This window comes from Nocardioides sp. (assembly GCF_030019515.1).
Taxonomy (GTDB): Bacteria; Actinomycetota; Actinomycetes; order Propionibacteriales; family Nocardioidaceae; genus Nocardioides.
In genome coordinates, this window is record NZ_JASEEQ010000009.1 from 77,815 (window position 1) to 93,385 (window position 15,571).

Genomic DNA, 15,571 nt, shown 5'->3' on the forward strand with positions numbered 1-15,571 from the left:
GTTTTGCGCAAAATAGGTATTGGACAGCATATCTTGGGGCTCCCGACACTGGGCGCATGAGCGCCTTCGCCTCCGAGCTGGCCAACCGGCAGCCGCTGTCCCAGCAACGCTTGTTGGCCACCTCGATCCCTGGACCCCGTTCGCTCGAGCTGATGTCCCGGAAGCTGGGGGCCGTGGCCGCGGGTGTCGGTACGACGATGCCTGTGTTCGCCGAACGCGCCGGCGGCGGGATCGTCGTCGACGTCGACGGCAACCAGTTCATCGACCTGGGCTCCGGAATCGCGGTCACCACCGTTGGCGCGAGTGCGCCGCGGGTCGTCGCGGCGGTACAGGAGCAGGCTGCAGCGTTCACGCACACCTGCTTCATGGTCACCCCCTACGAGGGGTACGTCGCCGTCGCCGAGGCGCTCAACCGGGTCACCCCGGGGCGTCATCCCAAACGCACCGCGTTGTTCAACTCCGGAGCCGAGGCGGTCGAGAACGCGGTCAAGATCGCCCGGGTGCACACCGGGCGCCAGGCGGTCGTCGTCTTCGACCACGCCTACCACGGGCGCACCAACCTCACGATGGCGATGACCGCCAAGAACATGCCGTACAAGCACGGCTTCGGGCCGTTCGCGAGCGAGGTGTACCGCGCTCCTCTGTCCTACCCGTTCCGCGACGGGAACAGGGACGGGGTGCTCGCCGCGCTCCAGGCGATCGACATCATCGAGAAGCAGGTCGGTGCCGCTCACGTGGCCGCGGTCGTCATCGAGCCCATCCAGGGTGAAGGTGGCTTCATCGAGCCCGCGGGTGGCTTCCTGCCCGCGCTCGCCACCTGGTGCCGCGAGAACGGCGCGGTGTTCGTGGCGGACGAGGTGCAGACCGGCTTCGCCCGCACGGGTGACCTGTTCGCGTGCGATCGAGAAGGCGTGGTTCCCGACCTGATCGTCACCGCCAAGGGCATTGCCGGCGGACTGCCGCTGTCCGCGGTCACCGGCCGTGCCGAGATCATGGACGCCGTCCACATCGGCGGGCTGGGCGGTACGTACGGCGGGAACCCCCTCGCCTGCGCCGCCGCCCTGGCCGCCATCGAGACCATCGAGGCCGAAGGCATGGTGGGCCGCGCCCGTGAGATCGAGGACCTGATGCTCGCCCGGCTGCGCGATATCCAAGGGCGGGACAGCCGCGTGGGCGACGTCCGTGGGCGGGGCGCCATGATCGCCGTCGAGCTCGTCCACGCCGGCACCGACGTACCCGACCCGGAGCTGGCGAAGGCCGTCGCCGCAGCCTCGCACCAGCAGGGCGTGATCGTCCTGACGTGTGGCACTTACGGCAACGTGCTGCGCCTCCTGCCTCCGTTGGCCATCTCCGATGCTCTCCTTCACGACGGGCTGGACGTGCTGGCGGCAGCATTGGCAGGCGTGCGATGACGCTGGCCGGGGAGGCGCGTTCGACGACGCGGGGCCCGCTCGACGACGCGATCGAACAGCTTGCCGAGGTGTGCCAGATCCTGGGCTACGACGAGGGCACCGAACAGCTGCTCGCGGCGCCGCGGCGCGAAGTCACGGTCAGCATTCCGCTTCGTCGTGACGACGGCTCGGTCGAGGTGCTCACCGGCCACCGCGTCCAGCACAACCTCTCGCGCGGCCCGGCGAAGGGGGGACTGCGATTCAGTCCGCACGTAGACCTCGACGAGGTCCGTGCCCTGGCCATGTGGATGACCTGGAAGTGCGCGCTGATGGATCTGCCGTACGGCGGCGCGAAGGGTGGAGTCACGATCGACCCGAGCCGCTACTCGTCGGCCGAGCTCGAGCGGGTCACCCGCCGCTACACCTCCGAGATCCTCCCGCTGATCGGTCCGACGCGCGACATCCCCGCCCCGGACATCGGGACCGACGAGAACACCATGGCCTGGATGATGGACACCTACTCCGTCGCGAACGGGCACACGGTGCTAGGGGCGGTGACCGGCAAGCCCGTCAGCCTCGGCGGTTCGCACGGCCGGGCAACCGCCACGTCGCTCGGCGTCGTCCATGTGGCCCTGGAGGCGCTGCGTCACCTCCGGCTCGACCCCGTCGGGTCCACCGCAGCCGTGCAGGGCTTCGGCAAGGTCGGGCGGGGCGCCGCCCGCTACCTCGCCGAGAACGGAGTGCAGGTACTGGCCACGAGCGACGAACATGGGGCGGTCTGGCAGCCTGACGGCCTCGACATCTCGGCGCTCGAGACGCACGTCGACCGGGCGGGCACCGTCGCCGGCTTCAGCGGCGGGACCGTGATCGACAACGACACTCTCCTCGCGCTCGATGTCGACCTGCTCGTGCCGGCCGCAGTCGAAGGCGTCCTGCATGCCGGAAATGCGGGTGCGGTCCGGGCCCAGCTGGTGGTCGAAGGTGCCAACGGCCCGACGACCACCGAGGCCGACCGCATCCTGCAGGAGCGAGGCGTCCTGGTCGTGCCGGACATCCTCGCGAACGCGGGTGGCGTGGTCGTCTCCTACTTCGAGTGGGTGCAGGCCAACCAGGCCTATTGGTGGAGCCAGGCGGAGGTCGAGGCACGGCTGACCGAGCGGATGACCGACGCCTGGCAGCACGTACTCACCGAGGCCGACGAACGACGCCTCCAGCTGCGTGCCGCTGCCACCTGCCTGGCCGTACGACGCGTCGCCGAGGCTCACCGACAGAGAGGGCTCTATCCGTGACCGCTGCATCCACCGCCGCCGGCCCCACGTTCACGGTCGAGGACCCGGCCACCCTCGAGGCCATCGCCCAGGTACCCGACCTGGGGGTCGCCGAGGCTCGGGCCGCTGTCGATCGGGCTGCCGCCGCGTTGCCGGCCTGGTCGCGGACCGCGCCCCGCGAGCGCTCGTCCGTCCTGCGCCGGGCGCACGAGCTGATGCTGCGTGACCAGGAGGAGCTCGCCGAGCTGATCGCGCGCGAGAACGGCAAGTCGCTGACGGACGCTACCGCCGAGGTCGTCTACGCCGCGGAGTTCTTCCGGTGGTTCTCCGAGGAAGCGGTGCGGCCGGGGGGCGAGTACGGCGAGGCGCCGGGCGGCGGGGTCCGCACCCTGGTCACGCACCGTCCCGTCGGGGTGGCCGCGCTCGTGACGCCGTGGAACTTCCCTGCGGCCATGGCGACGCGCAAGATCGCGCCGGCGCTGGCGGCCGGGTGCACCGCCGTCCTCAAGCCGGCCGCCGAGACTCCGCTGACCGCACTCGCTGTCGCGAGGCTGCTCGCCGACGCCGGAGCACCTGATGGCGCGGTCGAGGTGGTCACGACCACCGACGCCGCCGGCGTCGTCTCGGCGTGGCTGGAGGACCCACGCATCCGGAAGGTCTCGTTCGCCGGGTCCACGGCCGTCGGTCGGACCCTCCTTCGGCAGGCGGCCGGCCGGGTTCTCAACTCCTCCCTGGAGCTGGGAGGAAACGCGCCCGTGGTCATCACCGCGGACGCCGACCTCGATGTGGCAGTCCCTGGGGCCATGGTCGCGAAGTTCCGCAACGGCGGGCAGGCGTGCACGGCAGCGAACCGGATCTACGTGCACGCAGACGTCGCGTTCGACTTCCTGGCGCGATTCGGTGCCGAGGTCGAGAAGCTGTCAGTGGGCCGGGCACTGGATGGGGCCGCGATCGGTCCGCTCATCAGCGCGAGCGCGCTCCACCGGGTCACCGAGGCGGTCGACCTGGCCGTCCGCGAAGGCGCACGCGTCTCCCACCAGGCGTCGGCACCGGACCTGCCGGGCTACTTCTACCCGCCCACCGTCCTGGCCGGGGTCGCCCTTGACGCGACCATCCTGCGCGAGGAGATCTTCGGCCCGGTCGCCCCGGTCGTGGTGTGGCGCGACGAGGACGAGGTGATGCGCCAGGTCAACGACAGCGAGTACGGGCTTGCGGCCTACGTCTTCGCCGGCGATCTCGGCCGGGCAATCGCGCTCGGCGAGCGGGTCGAGGCCGGCATGGTCGCCGTCAACCGCGGGTTGGTCTCGGACCCGTCGGCACCGTTCGGCGGCGTGAAGCAGAGCGGCCTGGGCCGCGAGGGCGCACGCGAAGGCATGCGCGAGTTCCAGGAGATGCAGTACCTCAGCGTCGACTGGCCCGGCTGACCGGACCGGGCGGCCGCGTCGCGTGCGGGGTCACCTCCGATGCTGCGACACGAGCCACCGCATGAACGCCGAGTTCCGTTCCAGTGCCTCGGCTGAGACGGCCTCGGGGTGGGCGCCGAACTTCGCGATCACGACGTCCGCGGAGGGGTCGACCCACAGGTACTGTCCGTGAATGCCCGCGCCGTAGATCGCGCCGTGGTCGTCTCCGGTGACCCACCACTGGCTTCGGTAGCTCCCGCGGGGATGGACCGCCTGGAAGTGACTGCCGGCCGCGGCCTCGGTGTCGCCGCCCGCCAAGAGGTCGGCCACGAACGACTCCGGTACCACCTGTCGGCCGTCCACGGCACCGCGGTCGAGGACGAGCTGGCCCAAGCGCGCGAGGTCACGCGACGTACACGTGACGCCGCCGTTCGCGAACGCGAAGCCGCCCGGGTCGACGGTGATTCCGGCATCGTCTTCGGTCGGCAGCCGCGACCACAGCTGCGATGAGAGGACCTGGTGGTATCGCTGGCCGGTGACCGACTCGACGACCCAAGCCAGGGCGTCCGTGGTGGCCGAGCAGTACTGCAACCGTTGCCCGTGGTCGCCGGCCTGGCGCAGGGTCGTCAGGAACTCATAGGTGTCGGCCGGGTCGCCGGCGTGCCGAGGCCGCCACCCGGCGACCCGGTCCTGCTGTGCGACGTGGGCCGCGGGGTCGTGGTAGGTCTCGTCGTAGTCGACGGCGACCTTCATGTCCAGGGCGTCCCGGACCGTGGCGTCCTTGAACGCCGAGGACTTCAACCGCGGCACGAGGTCGCCGATGAGCGAGTCTTCCTGCAGGAGCCCCTGTCCGACCAACTGGCCGATCAGGAGCCCGCACAGACTCTTCGACACCGACATGAGGGCGTGCCGGGAGGTCGGACCCATCCCGGGCCCGTACCACTCGCCCACGAGGCTGCCCTGTCGCAGGACGACGACAGATCGGGCAGCCGTCGCGCCGGCGAGCTCGGCGAACACCGGCTCGGCGGAGCACTCCATCGGGGCGTCGGCCACTCGGTCCGCCTCGGCGACCCGCGACACGACCGCCGTGGGCACGATCTCGGAGATGTGCCCGAATCCCCACGTGTTCCAGGGCGGGTCCTGCCAGTTGCTGAGGTTGACCTCTCCAGGCGCGAACGCTCGGTCCACGCCGTAGCCGGGGATGCGGCTCACTTGCTGGTTTCCTCTCGACTCTGTAGTGCGAAGCGCAGACTGTCGCTCTCCACCGTTGGACAGGCGGCAACGAGGTTCTGCGTGTACTCGTGCTGAGGCGCTGCGAGGACCTCGGCGGCCGTGCCCTCCTCGACGATCCGGCCCTGAAGCATCACCACCACGTCGTCGGAGAGATATCGGACGACGTCGAGGGAGTGGGAGATCATCACGAACGTGAGGTCGCGCTCGACCCTCAGGTCGGTCAGCAGGTTCAGGATCTGTGCTTGAACGGACACGTCGAGAGCCGACGTCGGCTCGTCGAGGATCACCAGCTCGGGGTGGGTGGCGAGCGCACGCGCGATCCCGACCCGTTGGCACTGACCGCCCGACAGCTGGTGGGGCAGGCGGGTTCGGTGCGCCTGGGGGAGGGCCACCGCGTCCAGGGCCTCCCCGATCGCACGCTGCAGGTCGGCCCCGCGCAGGCGCGTGTGCACGCGAAGCGGCTCAGCGATGCTCTCCTCGACCGTCATCCGCGGGTCGAGGGCCATGACCGGGTTCTGGAAGACCATCCCGACGCGTCGGCGCATCGCTCGGAGCTCCTTGGTGGACATCCGCGCCACCTCGGCGCCGTCGAACCTGACGGAGCCGCCAGTAGGGCGGAGCAGGCCGAGGATGCACCGGACCAGAGTGGTCTTCCCGGAGCCGGACTCTCCGACGACCCCGAGTGAGGTACCCTTCTCGATCTCCACGGTCACGTGATCGAGTGCTACGTGCGAGGAACGGTGCGACGTGAACTCGTGCACGAGGCTGCTCGTCGAGACCAGGGCGCTCACAGCTCGCCTCCTCGGATACAGGCCACCTCGTGGGTCGTCGAGACCGGTCGGAGGTCGGGGTCGACCTGACGGCAGGTGTCGATGGCCGCATAGCACCGGTCGGCGAAGGCACAGCCCTGGATCCCCAGGAAGTTGGCCGGGACCTGGCCCTCGATCGAGCGGAGTCGGCCACCCGATTGCCCGGGCAGGGCGCCGACGAGGCCCTGCGTGTAGGGATGCTTTGGCGTCTTGAGGACCGCGTCGGCAGGACCCGTCTCCACCACGCGCCCGGCGTACAGGACGGCGACGCGATCGCAGGTCGCCTTCACCACGCCCAGGTCGTGGGTGATCAGCAGGACGCTGAACCCGAGTGCGTGCTGGAGTCGGAGGATCAGCAGCAGGATCTGGCGCGCGACGGTGACATCGAGCGCGGTGGTGGGCTCGTCGAGGATCAGCAGTCGTGGCTCGCACAGCAGCGCCATGGCGATCATGACTCGCTGCAGCATCCCGCCGGACAGCTCGTGGGGGTAGGCGTTCATCACGCGCTGGGTATCGGTCAGCCCGACATCGCTGAGCCGCTCCGCGATGATCGCCGTTGCCGCCCTGCCGCGAAGCCCGCGGTGGCGTCTCAGGACCATGCGCATCTGGTTGCCGAGGCGGAACACCGGGTTGAACGCGGTGCCCGGGTTCTGGAACACAATGCTGATGGCGTCACCGCGGTTCACGGCTCGTTCCCTCTCCGGCAGGGAGAGCTGCTCGACGCCGGCGAACTCGATGCGGCCGGTCGCACGGGCTTGCTCGGGGAGGGTGCCCAGGATGGCGTTCGCGGTGATCGACTTGCCGCACCCGGTCTCTCCGACCACGCCGAGGACCTCCCGGCTGCCGATCTCGAGCTGCACGCCGCGCACGGGCCGGTTGGTGACGCGGCCGCGGTCGGTGAACTCGATCTGGAGGTCGCGCACCTGGAGGAGTGCCGGTGCCGTCGTCACCGCTCCGCCTTCCGGGGGTCCAGGATGTCGCGCAGCGAGTCACCGAGCAGGTTGAACGCCAGGACGGTCACGAAGATCGCCAGCCCGGCGAAGGTCGACACCCACCAGGAGGTGAACAGCTGACTGCGGCCCTCAGCGACCATCAGCCCCCAGTCGGGTGCCGGTGGCTGGGCGCCGAGGCCGATGAAGGCGAGCGAGCCGGCAGCGAGGACCACCGTGCCGACGTCGACGGTCGCCTGCACGAGAACGGGAGTCATCGAGTTCTTGATGATGTGGCGGTGGAGGATGGTCCGGGACGGGACTCCGATCGCCTCGGCTGCGGCGACGAAGGGGCGCTCCCTGAGGGATCTCGCCTCGCCGCGGACCAGTCGGGCATACCAGGGCCACCACGAGACGGCGAGGGCGAGGGCCGCGTTCTTGAGGTCCGGGCCGAGGAGCGCGACGACGACCATCGCGAGCAGGAGGGGTGGGAACGACTGGAAGACCTCGGTGACTCGCATCAGCGCCTCGTCGATCCAGCCACCGCGGTAGCCGGCGATGGCGCCGAGCGGCACCCCGATGAGAGCGGCGACGGCGACGACGGAGATCGAGATCAGTAGTGCGGGCCGGGTGCCCATGAGGATCCGGCTGAGCATGTCCCGTCCGAGCTCGTCGGTGCCGAACGGGTGGGCGGCACTGGGTGCCAGATCGGCGGCATCGACGTTGGCGGTGCCGCGGCCCTCGCCGGGATAGGGCGCGAGCCAGGGCGCGAGGATGGCGACGAGGACCAGAGCGACCACGAGTACCACGCCGAGCAGAGCGAGACGGTCGCGGAGGAGCGTGCGCAGCAGCGAGTGCCGCGGCGTCGGCGGCAACGGCGACGCGGCTGGCGGATCGATGAGCACGTGGGCCATGGTCAGCTCCGGGTCCGGGGGTCGAGCTTCGCTTGGAGGAGGTCGACGGCGAAGTTGGTGAGCAGGTATCCGGCCGCACCGAGGAGGGTGATGGCCATGATCACCGGGTAGTCGACGGCCAGCATCGCCTGCGTGGCGTACTGACCGAGACCGGGCCAGTTGAAGACGACCTCGACGAAGAAGGTTCCGGTGAGCATGTAGGCGACCGAGAGCCCGATGATCGTCAACGGCGCGGAGAGGGCGTTCTTCAAGGTCAGTCTCCAGACGATGCTCCGAGGGCTCAAGCCGTAGGCCCGGGCGGTGAGGGCGTAGTCCTGGTCGAGGGACTCCAACATCGATGCCCTCGTCATGCGGGCGATCAGCCCGAGTGGGTAGGCGGCCAGGGTGACCGCCGGGAGGACGAGGTGCTCGAGACCATCTTGGAGCGCGACCCAGTTTCCGGTCAGGACACAGTCGAGGAGGGCGAAGTGCGTGATGGTCTCGAGCGGGTTCGAGTAGGTGATCTCTGTGCTGAACTGGCCGGTTGCGGGCAGGACGCCGAGCTTGCCGACGAAGATCACCTGCAGGATGAGACCGAGCCAGAACGCGGGCATCGAGATTCCGCCGATGCACAGAAAGCGGATGCTGCCATCGAGCGCGCCGCTGCGGCGACGTGCCGCCAGGACTCCGAGCGCGACGCCGAGGACGGTGGCGATGGTCATTGCGGTGGCGATGAGCTCGAGTGTGGCTGGCAGACGCTCGAGCAGGTCGGGGAGGACCGACTGCTTGGTTGCGAGGGAATCGCCGAAGTCGCCGTGGAGCAGGCCGCCGAGGTAGTCGAAGAACTGCACGAGCAGGGGCTTGTCGAGTCCGAGCTCGGACTGGATCCGGTCGAGTGTCTCGGGCGAGGCCTTGGGGCCGGCGTAGATGACGGCGGGGTTGGAAGGCACGACGCGCGCCATCAGGAAGGTCAGCACCGTGATCGTGAGCATGACGACGGCCGAGGCGAAGACCCGCTTGGCAATGAACTTGGTCATGAGCTCTTTCTGGTGGCTGCGCGTACCTGACCATGGTGGGCGTCGGCCTCCATCAGGGGTGCCGACGCCCGCCACGTCAGGGTCAGGATGGCTTGAAGCGCGAGAAGAAAGTGGTGAACGGGTAGTTCTCGTTGGCCGCGGGGACTTCGAGACCGTGGGGCACGACGCTGACGGCCTGGGCGTCGTAGAGGAACACGCCGGGGGCTTGGTCGTACAACATGCCCATAGCCTCTTCGTACATGCTCTGGGCCTTGTCCCGGTCGGTCGCGGTGTACGTTCCTGCCTCGTCGATGAGCTGGTCGTACTGGTCGTTCTTCCAGTAGCTGAGGTTGAAGAACGGCTCGTCGGAGGAGTGGAACAGCGAGTAGAGGTTGTCGGACCCGGCGTCGCTGTAGGTCGGCCAGTAGTAGAGGACGAAGATGTCCTGGGCGTTCGCCGGGTCGGCCTTGGCCTCCTCCCACTGCTGGTTGAACAGCTGACTCTTGACCTTGACCTCGACCCCGACCTGGGCGAACGCATCCTTGATCAGCGGAACGAACCGCTTCTCGGCGGAGTTCTCGGAGGCGTAGGTCAAGGTCAGTGCGAAGCCGCCGTCGGGGTGGCCGGCGCCGGCCAGCAGCTCGCGGGCCTTGTCGAGGTCCTGGGTGTACTGCGGGACGTCGGCGGAGTAGGGGAAGATGCCGTCCGGCACCGGGCCGTGGCTCTGCGTTCCGTAGCCCTGGGCGCCGACGGCGATGATGTCGTCGTAGGGGATGGCGTAGGACAGGGCCTGCCGGACGGCAGGGTCGTCGAGGGGCGGCCGGGTGGTGTTGAACAAGGCCACGAAGTTGAACGGGGACTTCGAGACGTTCACGGTGTAGCTCGAGTCGTTCTCGAATGACTCGATGTTCTCCAGCGGGATCTGGGTGGAGTACTTGACCTCGCCCGCGGTGAGCATCTGCTGCGCGGTCACGGCGTCGGCGGTGATGGCGATGTCGACGGTCTCGTACGTGGCTGGCTCGTCGGAGTTCCAGTAGTCGTCGAACTTCTTCAGCACGACCTTCTCGCCGGGCGTGTAGGACTCCAGGGTGTACGGGCCGGTGCCGGCGTCGACCCCGGATTCGAAGTACTTGTCGTCCTGGCCCACAGCCTTGAGTGCGGACGGCGCGACGATCCACGCGCCATAGGTGGAGGAGACGATCAGGTCGACCGGGGCGGCGTACTCGAGCTCGAAGACGACTCGGTCCTTCGTTGGAGCCGCGATGCTCTTGACTGGCGCCCAGATGAAGGATGCGCCGCCGTGGTCCTTGGCGGCCTCGAGACTGTTCTTCACCGCCTCGGCGTCGAGGGCCTCCCCGGTGTGGAACGTCACGCCGTCGCGGATGCTGAAGGTCCAGGTCAGGCCGTCGCCGGAGACCTTCCAGTCGGTGGCCAGGGCCGGCGTGTACTCCTCGGCGCTTCCCGCCGGGTTCTTCCACAGCAGTGGCTCGTAGAGATTGCCCATGTACATGGCCTCGGTCGAGAAGGACTTGACCGGGTCCCAGGTCGTCACGGAGGCCGAGGAGGCGACGGTGAGCACGGCTGTGCTCTCCGTTCCGTCCCCGTTGTCCGCCGAACTCCCACCCGAACATGCAGCTACTGAAAGCAGGCCCACGGCCGAGATGAGGGCTGCGACGATGCGTCGGTTCTTCACGGGGTCTCCCTTGTGCAGGACTTGCGTGACCGTCATTCTGGGGTCCGCGTCACATGCAGTCCAATACTTGAGAAGTCCGTTTGGTCATGCCTGGGAGGCATTGTGGATCTGCGCCTGCTCCGGTACTTCCTCGCGATCGTCGACACCGGGTCGGTGACCGCGGCGTCCAAGCAGCTGTTCGTCGCACAGCCGTCTCTGTCGCGGCAGCTGCGCCGGTTCGAGACCGACCTGGGCGTGCAGCTCTTCAGCCGCTTGGACCGGCGACTGGTGCTCACCACGGCCGGGCGACAGTTCGTTCCCATCGCTCGTGATCTCCTGGCACGTGCCGCTCAGGCGGAGACGATGGCCGCAGCCATCCGCGCTGGTAGCGCTCCGGATCTGGTCGTTGCCGCGCCGACGACGACGATCAACGACATCGTGGCGCCGTTCATCGCCACCGGCGGTCGCGTCTCGGTGGCGAACGTGGTCGAGACACTGCCGGCAGATGTGTACCGGGCGGTGACCAGGGGCGACGCCGACTTCGGCCTTGGCACGTCGGTGCCGATGCGGTCGTTGCACGCCGAGGTCCTGATCCATGTCGACGTGTGGGCGCAGATGCCCCCTGATCACGAGCTGACCGACTCGCCGCACGTCGATCTGGTGGACCTGGTTCGGTACCCGCTGGTCCACCTCGACGCGGCGCACGCGGTGCGCAGGGCGTTCGACGCCGCGGCATCTAGCCGCGGCCTCACCTACGACTCGGTGGCCCAGACCCGGGCGCCGCGCCTGGGGCAGGCCCTGGCCGCGGCGGGGCGGGGCGTATGTGTCACTTCTGACGATCCGCGGTACGGCTTGTCGAAGGCGCTGGTCCTGGTGAACGGGGACCCGTTGACCGTGACCATCTATGCGGCGTGGGATCCCGAGCACTACGCCGCGGCGGACATTGATGCGACGGTGGGCGACCTGCGCGCCTTCACATCACAAAGATATGGCCGGGGTGGGGTACCCGCTGGCTGAGGGCGGTGGGGGCACTGGCGCCTGCTGGGACGCCGAGAGGGCGGTGCTGGCCGCTGGGCCCGGCGCCGCCCCTCTCGGCGGTCTGTCGGTCCTGGATCGCTAGGACACGTTGAGCGTGACGTCGTCGACCACGAACGACGTCTGGAGTGAGTAGTCCTCGACGCCAGTGAATCGCAGCGTGATCGAGGAGCCTTGGTGCGACGCCAGGTTGAACGTCCTCAGCTGGTAGCCCGGAGCCTTGTTCAGGTTGGACCAGGTCGCGAGGGTCGTCGTCCCGGAGCCGGTGACCACCTCGAGCTTCGCGGCGTCGTAGGCGTTGGCCAGGGTCCAGAACATGCCGTACCCGGCGAAGGGCTGACCGGTCGTGGAGTTGCCGGTGCGCAGGGACGTCCACGTGTCCGGCTCGACCGCTCCTTGGCGCTCGCCCGTCGGCTCCAACGAGCTGGACAACATCGCGGCCGCAGTCGCCGCCAGCGCCGTGTCTCCACGCGCTCGTGTCGTCCTGCGAGCGGGCGAGCAAGAGGCCATCGCGGAGACCCGTTCGATGCTTCCCCTCGGCACGACCACCGACGTCTTACGCCGCACCGCGTCCTACATGGCGCAGGTGATGTGCCGGGACACCGTCGGTCTCGACCCTGCCCTGCGACGCGACGCGACGCGACGCGACGCGACGCGGCCGGAACGCCGCGGCTGCATCCACTTCGAGTGGTGACGCAGCCTCGCGACTGCGCTTGGCAGCGAGCCGGGTCTGACCACCATCGTCGACGAGTCTCGATCCACGGCGACGAGCGCACGGTCCTCGCGTTCGTCGGGTCGGGTCAGCGCAGCGCCAGGCAGCCCGAGGTCGCCGCCGCCCACGGCAGGTCGGCGTCCTCGGCGATCCGCTTGTCCAGGTTGGCGGCCACGTCGTCGGGCCAGGGCGCGGTACGCCGGGTGTCCATCAGGATGTGGAGGAAGACCTCCTCCATCACGTAGCTCAGCTGCTGGTGGGTGTCGTCGAGCAGGTAGACCAGCGCGTGCGCCGCCCGCTGCGATCGGCCGAGCAGCCGCACCCGCGCCGACATCCGGTCGCCGGTGCGCAGCTCGGTGAGGTAGGTCAGGTGGTGCTCGGCGGAGAAGCAGGCGTGCCCGTCCGCGGCCGGCCAGTTCTGGGGGATCCCCAGCTCGACCAGCGACTCGTCGAGGCCCTCGCTGGCGATGCCGGTGTAGTGGCGCACGTTGAGGTGCCCGTTGACGTCCTCGAAGGCCACCGGCACCGGCTGCTCGGCGTACGCCGGCAGGCCGACGAGCTGGTCATAGGTCGGGTGGATTGGCTTCACACGTTGCGACGATACTGGCCGCCGACCTCGCAGAACGCGTCGGTCACCTGTCCGAGCGAGCAGACGCGGGCTGCGTCCATCAGGACCGCGAAGATGTTCTCGCCCGACGTGGCCGCCTGGCGAAGGCGCGCCAGTGCGTCCTGTGCCTCCTCACTGTGCTCGGCCTGGAACCGGCGGACGCGGTCGAGCTGCGAGCGCTTCTCCGCCTCGGTGGCCCGCGCGAGCGCGATCGATCCCCTGGCCGTGGTGGCGTCAGGTGCACGGAACGTGTTGACCCCGATGATCGGCAGCGAGCCGTCGTGCTTGCGGTGCTCGTAGAGCATCGACTCGTCCTGGATCCGGCCGCGCTGGTATCCCGTCTCCATCGCTCCGAGCACGCCGCCGCGCTCGGAGATGCGGTCGAACTCGACCAGCACCGCCTCCTCGACCAGATCGGTGAGTTGATCGATGATGAGCGACCCCTAGGACGCCGACCAGCAGCACCAGCGGGGACCCTGACCGGTGCGCGCGCATGGGTCTCCTTCGCGTGTGACAGTGACGTGCATCCTGTCACAGCCCGCCCGGCTGAGGACGGGTCGCGCGCCCCGCCGGCGGCTAGCTGCTCGCCTGGCGCGCCCGGCTCGCGGTCGGCGCTCCTTCGTCGCGCGACAGCTCCCCCCGCAGCAAGCCGGGGAATGACCCCCGGACGGTCACGCGCGACGCGATGTCACGTCGGGGGTCAGCTCCCGGCCTTACGCGCGCGGCTCGCGGTCTTGGCGCGGGCGTTCTGGTCGAGGACGACCTTCCGGATCCGCACGGTCTCGGGGGTGACCTCGACGCACTCGTCCTCGCGGCAGAACTCCAGGCACTGCTCGAGCGAGAGCCGGCGCGGCGGGACCAGCTTCTCGAAGTTGTCGGAGGTGGCGGACCGGATGTTGGTCTGCTGCTTCTCCTTGGTGATGTTGACGTCCATGTCGTCGGCGCGGGAGTTCTCGCCGACGATCATGCCCTCGTAGACCTCGGTGGTGGGCTCGACGAACAGCACGCCGCGCTCCTGCAGGTTCGTCATCGCGTACGCCGTCGCGGCGCCCGGGCGGTCGGCGACCAGGGAGCCGTTGTTGCGCGAGCGGATCTCCCCGGCCCAGGGCTCGTAGCCCTCCGAGATGTGGTGCGCGATGCCGGTGCCGCGGGTGTCGGTGAGGAACTCGGTGCGGAAGCCGATCAGCCCGCGCGCCGGCACCAGGAACTCCATCCGCACCCAGCCGGTGCCGTGGTTGGTCATCTGCTCCATGCGGCCCTTGCGCGAGGCGAGCAGCTCGGTGATCGTGCCGAGGTACTCCTCGGGGGCGTCGATCGTCAGCCGCTCCACGGGTTCGTGGACCTTGCCGTTGATCTCCTTGGTGACCACCTGCGGCTTGCCGACGGTCAGCTCGAAGCCCTCGCGGCGCATCTGCTCGACGAGGATCGCCAGCGCCAGCTCGCCGCGGCCCTGCACCTCCCACGCGTCGGGGCGCTCGGTCGGCAGTACCTTGAGCGACACGTTGCCGACCAGCTCGGTGTCGAGACGGTCCTTGACCAGCCGGGCGGTGACCTTGTGGCCCTTGCCGCCCTTGCCGACCAGCGGCGAGGTGTTGGTGCCGATCGTCATCGAGATCGCCGGCTCGTCGACGTGGATCAGCGGCAGCGCGACCGGGTTCTCGAGGTCGGCCAGCGTCTCGCCGATGGTGATGTCGGGGATGCCGGCCACCGCGACGATGTCGCCCGGCCCGGCGGACTCGCCGGACTTGCGCTCGAGGCCCTCGGTGATCAGCAGCTCGGTGATCTTCACGTTCTTGGTCGAGCCGTCGCGCTTCAGCCAGGCCACCTGCTGGCCCTTGCGCAGCGTCCCCTCGTGGACGCGCACCAGCGCGAGCCGGCCGAGGAACGGTGAGGCGTCGAGGTTGGTCACGTGCGCCTGCAGCGGCGCGTCCTCGGTGTACGTCGGCGCGGGGATCGTCTCGAGGATCGTCTTGAACAGCGGCTCGAGGTCGGGGGAGTCCGGGAGGCCGCCGTTCTCTGGCATCGTCAGCGAGGCCCGGCCGGCCTTCGCGGAGGCGTAGACGACGGGGAAGTCCAGGGCGTCCTGGCTGTGGTGGTCGTCGAGCAGGTCCATGAACAGCTCGTAGGTCTCGTCGACGACCTCCTCGATGCGCGCGTCGCCGCGGTCGACCTTGTTGACCACGAGCACGACCGGCATGTCGGCGTTGAGCGCCTTGCGCAGCACGAACCGGGTCTGCGGCAGCGGGCCCTCCGACGCGTCGACGAGCAGCACGATCCCGTCGACCATCGACAGCCCGCGCTCGACCTCGCCGCCGAAGTCCGCGTGGCCCGGGGTGTCGATGATGTTGATCGTCATCGGCTTGCCCTCGGCCGCCGCGCCCGCGTAGTGGATCGCGGTGTTCTTGGCGAGGATCGTGATGCCCTTCTCGCGCTCGAGGTCACCGGAGTCCATCACCCGCTCGGCGACGCCCTCGGCCTGGTGCTCGGTGAATGCACCGCCCTGGCGCAGCATCGCATCCACGAGCGTCGTCTTGCCGTGGTCGACGTGGGCGACGATCGCCACGTTGCGGAGGTCGGTGCGGGCGGTAGTAGGCACGAGGATC

The 15,571-nt window shown here is 69.2% G+C and carries 14 protein-coding genes and 1 pseudogene; 5 read left to right on the top strand and 10 right to left on the bottom strand.

Translation table 11 applies throughout. The features are described from left to right. The first annotated feature begins 56 nt into the window (after positions 1–56). The 3 genes from gabT to QMC84_RS13940 are packed head-to-tail and all read left to right on the top strand — an operon-like array spanning position 57 to position 4,083. Positions 57–1,412, top strand: coding sequence for a 4-aminobutyrate--2-oxoglutarate transaminase (gene gabT / locus QMC84_RS13930; RefSeq protein ID WP_300375501.1), 1,356 nt, complete (start codon positions 57–59; stop codon positions 1,410–1,412). Next, the gene (locus QMC84_RS13935) at positions 1,409–2,680 is read left to right on the top strand and encodes a Glu/Leu/Phe/Val dehydrogenase (protein ID WP_300375503.1); all 1,272 of its coding nucleotides are present in this window, start codon (positions 1,409–1,411) and stop codon (positions 2,678–2,680) included. The genes gabT and QMC84_RS13935 overlap by 4 nt, the downstream gene beginning before the upstream one ends. After that, complete coding sequence (locus tag QMC84_RS13940) at positions 2,677–4,083, top strand: NAD-dependent succinate-semialdehyde dehydrogenase (protein WP_300375505.1); 1,407 nt, start codon at positions 2,677–2,679, stop codon at positions 4,081–4,083. Before QMC84_RS13935 ends, QMC84_RS13940 begins: the two co-directional genes overlap by 4 nt. A gap of 30 nt (positions 4,084–4,113) precedes the next feature. On the opposite strand, the gene QMC84_RS13945 is transcribed toward QMC84_RS13940, so the two are convergent. The 6 genes from QMC84_RS13945 to QMC84_RS13970 form a co-directional block, all read right to left on the bottom strand. Continuing rightward, the gene (locus QMC84_RS13945; protein WP_300375507.1) at positions 4,114–5,274 is read right to left on the bottom strand and encodes a serine hydrolase; all 1,161 of its coding nucleotides are present in this window, start codon (positions 5,272–5,274) and stop codon (positions 4,114–4,116) included. Next, on the bottom strand, positions 5,271–6,086 hold the full coding sequence (locus QMC84_RS13950; RefSeq protein ID WP_300375509.1) for an ABC transporter ATP-binding protein: 816 nt from the start codon (positions 6,084–6,086) through the stop codon (positions 5,271–5,273). The genes QMC84_RS13945 and QMC84_RS13950 overlap by 4 nt, the downstream gene beginning before the upstream one ends. Continuing rightward, complete coding sequence (locus QMC84_RS13955) at positions 6,083–7,054, bottom strand: ABC transporter ATP-binding protein (RefSeq protein ID WP_300375511.1); 972 nt, start codon at positions 7,052–7,054, stop codon at positions 6,083–6,085. Before QMC84_RS13955 ends, QMC84_RS13950 begins: the two co-directional genes overlap by 4 nt. Next, the gene (locus QMC84_RS13960; protein WP_300375513.1) at positions 7,051–7,947 is read right to left on the bottom strand and encodes an ABC transporter permease; all 897 of its coding nucleotides are present in this window, start codon (positions 7,945–7,947) and stop codon (positions 7,051–7,053) included. The genes QMC84_RS13955 and QMC84_RS13960 overlap by 4 nt, the downstream gene beginning before the upstream one ends. A gap of 2 nt (positions 7,948–7,949) precedes the next feature. Then, positions 7,950–8,963: an ABC transporter permease gene (locus QMC84_RS13965; RefSeq protein ID WP_300375515.1), complete on the bottom strand. Its 1,014-nt coding sequence runs from the start codon at positions 8,961–8,963 to the stop codon at positions 7,950–7,952. A gap of 82 nt (positions 8,964–9,045) precedes the next feature. After that, positions 9,046–10,521 carry an ABC transporter substrate-binding protein gene (locus QMC84_RS13970; RefSeq protein WP_300375517.1) on the bottom strand — a complete coding sequence of 492 codons (1,476 nt, stop codon included), beginning with the start codon at positions 10,519–10,521 and terminating at the stop codon, positions 9,046–9,048. A gap of 216 nt (positions 10,522–10,737) precedes the next feature. On the opposite strand from QMC84_RS13970, the gene QMC84_RS13975 reads away from it, so the two are divergent. Next, a complete protein-coding gene (locus QMC84_RS13975; protein ID WP_300375742.1) occupies positions 10,738–11,631 on the top strand; it encodes a LysR family transcriptional regulator in 894 nt (297 codons plus the stop codon). Between the two features lie 99 nt (positions 11,632–11,730). Here QMC84_RS13975 and QMC84_RS13980 read toward each other — a convergent pair whose 3' ends face one another. Next, positions 11,731–12,084, bottom strand: a complete 354-nt coding sequence (locus QMC84_RS13980; protein ID WP_300375519.1) for a hypothetical protein — start codon at positions 12,082–12,084, stop codon at positions 11,731–11,733. Between the two features lie 91 nt (positions 12,085–12,175). Here QMC84_RS13980 and QMC84_RS13985 point away from each other — a divergent pair, with 91 nt between their 5' ends. Beyond that, positions 12,176–12,343, top strand: coding sequence for a hypothetical protein (locus QMC84_RS13985; RefSeq protein WP_300375521.1), 168 nt, complete (start codon positions 12,176–12,178; stop codon positions 12,341–12,343). Between the two features lie 106 nt (positions 12,344–12,449). On the opposite strand, the gene QMC84_RS13990 is transcribed toward QMC84_RS13985, so the two are convergent. The 3 genes and pseudogenes from QMC84_RS13990 to typA form a co-directional block, all read right to left on the bottom strand. Further along, positions 12,450–12,950 (bottom strand): thioesterase family protein, encoded by a 501-nt coding sequence (locus QMC84_RS13990; RefSeq protein ID WP_300375523.1) that lies wholly within the window; start codon positions 12,948–12,950, stop codon positions 12,450–12,452. Continuing rightward, positions 12,947–13,411 (bottom strand): annotated as a pseudogene (locus QMC84_RS13995) (methylmalonyl-CoA mutase family protein); the annotation flags it as partial. The pseudogene QMC84_RS13995 and the gene QMC84_RS13990, both read right to left, overlap by 4 nt. Before the next feature lie 257 nt (positions 13,412–13,668). Continuing rightward, positions 13,669–15,564: a translational GTPase TypA gene (gene typA / locus QMC84_RS14000; protein ID WP_300375526.1), complete on the bottom strand. Its 1,896-nt coding sequence runs from the start codon at positions 15,562–15,564 to the stop codon at positions 13,669–13,671. Between the last annotated feature and the right edge of the window lie 7 nt (positions 15,565–15,571).

Bases quoted from the DNA above. Each gene is read 5' to 3' on its own strand.
- gabT (WP_300375501.1), top strand. From the start codon at position 57: ATGAGCGCCTTCGCCTCCGAGCTGGCCAACCGGCAGCCGCTGTCCCAG.
- QMC84_RS13935 (WP_300375503.1), top strand. From the start codon at position 1,409: ATGACGCTGGCCGGGGAGGCGCGTTCGACGACGCGGGGCCCGCTCGAC.
- QMC84_RS13960 (WP_300375513.1), bottom strand. From the start codon at position 7,947: ATGGCCCACGTGCTCATCGATCCGCCAGCCGCGTCGCCGTTGCCGCCG.
- QMC84_RS13965 (WP_300375515.1), bottom strand. From the start codon at position 8,963: ATGACCAAGTTCATTGCCAAGCGGGTCTTCGCCTCGGCCGTCGTCATG.
- QMC84_RS13980 (WP_300375519.1), bottom strand. From the start codon at position 12,084: ATGTTGTCCAGCTCGTTGGAGCCGACGGGCGAGCGCCAAGGAGCGGTC.
- QMC84_RS13985 (WP_300375521.1), top strand. From the start codon at position 12,176: ATGCTTCCCCTCGGCACGACCACCGACGTCTTACGCCGCACCGCGTCC.